We start from the raw sequence: 4,668 nt of genomic DNA, 5'->3' as shown, positions 1-4,668 counted from the left end.
CCAGGTCGTGAAAACATGTCGACAGCCTTGGGGAAGTGTTTCAGGATGAGAGCAATGTGCGGTTCACTGGTTGGGCGTCTTGCTTTTGCGCCCGGTTCGTGGCTGTCTCCGATTTGTCGTCGGCGGCGCCACGTCTCGTTTCCCGTCGACGTACCAGTCAAAGTACTTCGCCGCTTGACTGCTCATGGCGGCGGACTGCATGGCCCAGATGCCGGGTGGAGACTGTGTGGCGGCCCAGGCTTTCAAGTCGGCGTGAAGCGATGCCGCCAGCTCAGGAGAACGCGTCATGAGGTCGTTGGTCTCTTCGAAATCCTTCTCCAAATCGAAGAGATACTCTCGGTCATCACAGCGAAGGTATTTGATGTTTCCTTTTCGGATCGCCGACTGGCCCAGCCAGCGCCAATACAAGGCATCGTGCGGGCTGCCTTGCTTTTGGCCTGTCAGGAAAGGGATCAAGTTGACGCCGTCCAGGCTTGGATCCTCGGGCAACCCGGCCAATGAGCACGCGGTTGCACCAACATCGAGCGTGATCACGGGTTGCGAATAGACCTGACCGGCGGGGATCGTCCCTTTCCAGTGCACCACAAACGGAACCCGGATGCCGCCTTCGGTCAGCATCCCCTTTTCACCATTCATGGGATCATTCAATGAACCATCCCAACCGGGACCTCCGCCCGGTGCGTCGAGCTTGTGGATTTTCAGCGGTGCGCCGTTGTCGCTGATGACGAAGATCAAGGTGTCTTCTTCGAGTTCGTGTTTGCGAAGCGTTGCAACAATTCGGCCGACGCCGTCGTCAATGGACGAAATCATCGCCAGTGCCTGCCGTCGACGCTCCGGCATTTCGCCGGGAAAGCGGTCGAGGTATTGTTGTGGTGCGTCGAGCGGTACGTGTGGTGCCCGGCAAGCGAGATAGAAGAAGAAGGGCTGGTCGTGAAAGCGATCGATGAACGTACACGCAAACTGTGAAATCATATCGATGTGGTAGCCGCCACCCTTTTGCTCCTCGGGCCCGACGTCTTCGCCGTCCAAGTTCATGTTCCAATGGCCCGCCCCGTTGCTGTTCTTATGAAACGCTTTGTCGAATCCGTGTGCCGCAATCGCATCTGCTTTGCTCGGCCCAAGGTGCCATTTGCCGGCCATGCCGGTGACGTAACCCGCCTGCTTGAGACGCTCGGGAATGGTTTCCAGTTCGGCAAAACGCTTCATGGTCGCGGCGTCCTGGAATTGCGGATTCGACTCCAGGCCCCACTTTGTCTGGTATTGGCCGCTGAGCAGTCCTCCGCGTGAGGGAACACACTGCGGGGCGGTGCAGTAGCCATCGGTCATCCGGACTCCGCCCGCAGCAAGCTTGTCGATGTTGGGCGTCCTGACATCGTCGAAAACACCCTGACAGCTCAGGTCGGCGTAACCATGGTCGTCGGTGTAGATGACGATGACGTTCGGCTTCCGATCATGGTTGTCGCTGCGGGACGAAACGGGAGGCGATTTCGGTGTCTGGAATCGGTAGTGCGTTGTTCCGTCGTTGCCGACCAATCGAATCTCGGAGAGTTCGATCTTGCCCGGACCTCGCGATGGATCTATTCGCACGGCCAGCAATGGGTTCGTCACCGTGAATGCGATGGCATACTCATGCGGCTGGCCGTCGTGTTGAACGTCAAAGAATTCACTTCGGTCGGCTTTGAAGGGGCCTGCACCCTGTTCCTGCCAGAAGACTTGTCCCTTGCCGGACGAATTCGAAGTCATTGTCAGATGCAACGTGAAGGACGATGCGTCGATTGCCTCGGGGAAGGCGTGACTGAAGAACGGGTCGCCGCCGGTACTCTGGACGACGAGCCCATTGTTGGAAGTCGACAGGGTGCAGGTGCCGCCGGGTTGCCACCCCGCGACAGGCTTACCAGACGGTTTTGCCCTAGATTTTTTCGCAGCGTTGGCGCCACCCTTTAGACTTGCCTTGCCCTCTTGAGTCACGTCGTATTTTGACGGATCAAATTTAGGATTGGGCAACGGGCGAACCGCCTTGGTTTCGACGAGGTGCTGCTCGATCACTTGATCCAGTTGTTCCACACGCTCTGGAAACTTGCTTGCGAGATTGTTTTGTTCGCCGATGTCATCGCTCAGATTGAACAGCTTGTAACGATGCTTCCCGTCTTCACCAGCGTGGAAAAGGCGAATCAGTTTCCAATCGCCTTGATGGACGCTGACCGCCGGCGGCAGCCAATCGGGGACGCCGGGGGCGTGCGGAAAGTAGGTGAAGATCGCATCACGATCCAGTGCTTTCCCCTGCAGCGCCGGAACGATGCTGACGCCGTCAAATTCCTGATTCGGCTGAGCGTCGACCGAAAGCATCTCCAGCAGCGTCGGATAAAAGTCGTTGCTTTGGATGATTTCATCGCTTCGTGAACCGGCTTTGATCGATCCCGGCTGCACCACGATCGCTGGACCCCGCACACCCCCTTCGTACATGGTCGCTTTGCCGCCGCGAAGTGGCGCATTACTGGTCGCAGTGCCTCCGTCGACGAGGTTGTACATGTTTCCGCCGTTGTCGGACGCGAAAATGATGATCGTGTTTTCCGCAATCCCCAGCCGGTCAAGCGTGTCGAGCAGAGTCCCAACGGCGTCGTCCATGCTCTCGATCATGGCCGCATAGGTCGGACTGCGCTGTGGATCGTTCGGATCGATTTTCTTGCGGTATTCGTCGATCAGTTTTTGCTTCGCATCGAACGGAGCATGGACGCTGAACATCCAGTAGTTCAGGAAGAACGGTTCGTCTTGGTGTTGTTCCAAAAAAGCGACCGCTTCTTTGGCCATGCGGTCTTCAAGGTGCTCGTCCGGAATGTCCGGATCGTGATCGAAGTCCTTGAACTTCCACGGAGCCACGTAGCTGCCTGCCGGTCCAGGGCCGGGATGGTGGGGAACGTCAACATCGAACCCGTGTTCCAGGGGCGAGTAGGGCTCTGGACCAAGGTGCCACTTGCCGAAGTGCCCCGTCGCATAGCCGTTGTCTCGGAACATTTCGGCCAGCGTGTAGTACTTCGTGTCCAGCCGCGAGACCGACTCGGGAAGCGTGGCTGGTCGATTCGGCGGTCCACTGGTCGCCTGATTCGGCTCCAGAATCACCTTCGGCAGGTGGCATACCGGTGCGGTGATTCCGTGCCGTGCGGGACTCAGCCCGGTCAAGACGCTGGCCCGCGTCGGTGAACACAGCGGGCTGGACGAATAGGCTCGAGTGAATGTCATGCCTCGCTGCGCCAGTCGCTCGATATTCGGCGTTTTGTACAGCTTGGTCGTGCCATAAAGCGTCGTGTCACTCCAGCCGAGGTCGTCGGCAAGAATAAACACAACGTTCGGCTTTGATCCTGCATTCTGTCCCCACACGCTTTGGCTTGTCGCCACGACAAGCAGCAACGGGCAAATGAAAACTTTGAGAAAACCGGATTGTTGAAACAGGTTCATGGATGGCTCGTTAGCGGTGCGTGGTTTGAGCTATTCGGCGAGTCGGTAGACCGCGATGGATTCAATCATCATTTCGCCGGCGTTGGCATATTTGTCATAGGTTGCAAACGGATCGAAGCGAATCTTTCCGACCGGCTCACCGTCGGTGATGGTAAACAAGTACGCGTTCACCTGTTCTGTTTCGCGGAGCGTTCGCTTGCTCTGCTTGTGACCCACAAATCCTCGGCCCGGTGTGGCCCAGAAAAACTGACTGGTGGCTCCCTTGGCGGGCATCGCACGCAACTCGATCACCAGCTTTCCGGTGGCGGGTTGATTCAGACGCACGGCCATCTGCGAATCCTCGCCTGTCGCGACGAGGTACGCCTTGCCATTTCGCTGCTGGATCTCGACGCTCTTTCGATCGAACCATTTGGCGACGTCCGCCGGCTTCGTGAAGTCCCACGAGGCAAGCTTCTTCGCGTCGGCGAGATCAACTCCATCGGGATTGATGGAGTTGTCTTTGGGCTCGGATGTTTTTAACGCACGGGTGGCGGGTGCGAGGCCGCTGCTGGCGACAAACGTGTAGCTTCCCGATTGAATGGACAGGACGGCTACATTGGGTTCCGTGCGAACGAGTTTGACGTGTGGATTTTCCTCCAAAGACTTGCCGCTTTCCGTAATGCTCGCCGAATCATCGGTCGGCAGATAAACGGTCGCGGTGGTGTTCGCGGGAATCGAGACCTGCAGATGAAACGCATCACCATCGACTTTCCAATCGCTGCGGATCGTGCCACGAATCGAATCGTATGATGCACGGACCCAATCGATCGGTTCGTGCATCGCGTTGCTTCCCGGTGACGGCGGAGTCGGCCGGACGATGATCTTTTTGAAACCGGGGCCGTCCGACTGAATGCCGGCCAAGATGGCGAACATCCATTCGCAAACCGCTCCGAACGCATAGTGCGAGAAGGAATTCATCGCCGCGTTGTGACGGCCGAACGCGTCTTCTTTGGTGTAGCTATCCCAGCGTTCCCAAATGGTCGTCGCACCATTTGCAATCTCGTAACCCCAAGAAGGGAACTCGCGTGACTGCAACAGGAACGTCGCTAGATCCTGTTGGCCGGAGGCTGATAGAACGGGCAGCAACGGACGGGTGCCCAAGAAACCCGTTGCCATGTGGTTCCCATTTTCGCTCAGCATTTCCGCAAGATGTCGCCCGGTCGATGCGCGTTGGTG

At 57.6% G+C, this 4,668-nt stretch carries 2 protein-coding genes; both read right to left on the bottom strand.

The window, feature by feature from the left end; all coding sequences use genetic code 11:
* Nucleotides 1-63: 63 nt before the first annotated feature.
* Nucleotides 64-3,453: a sulfatase-like hydrolase/transferase gene (locus ABX749_RS22780; protein WP_372898010.1), complete on the bottom strand. Its 3,390-nt coding sequence runs from the start codon at nucleotides 3,451-3,453 to the stop codon at nucleotides 64-66.
* A gap of 30 nt (nucleotides 3,454-3,483) precedes the next feature.
* The coding region (locus ABX749_RS22775; RefSeq protein ID WP_372898008.1) for an alpha-L-rhamnosidase C-terminal domain-containing protein at nucleotides 3,484-4,668 on the bottom strand (1,185 nt) is incomplete at its 5' end.

It is taken from the genome of Stieleria sp. (assembly GCF_041595215.1).
Classification (GTDB): Bacteria; Planctomycetota; Planctomycetia; order Pirellulales; family Pirellulaceae; genus Stieleria; species Stieleria magnilauensis.
The sequence above is the reverse complement of the archived record's forward strand: the minus strand, read 5'-3'. Positions and strand labels throughout refer to the sequence as shown.

Coding starts and splice junctions, on each gene's coding strand:
- ABX749_RS22780 (WP_372898010.1), bottom strand. CDS start 3,453: ATGAACCTGTTTCAACAATCCGGTTTTCTCAAAGTTTTCATTTGCCCG.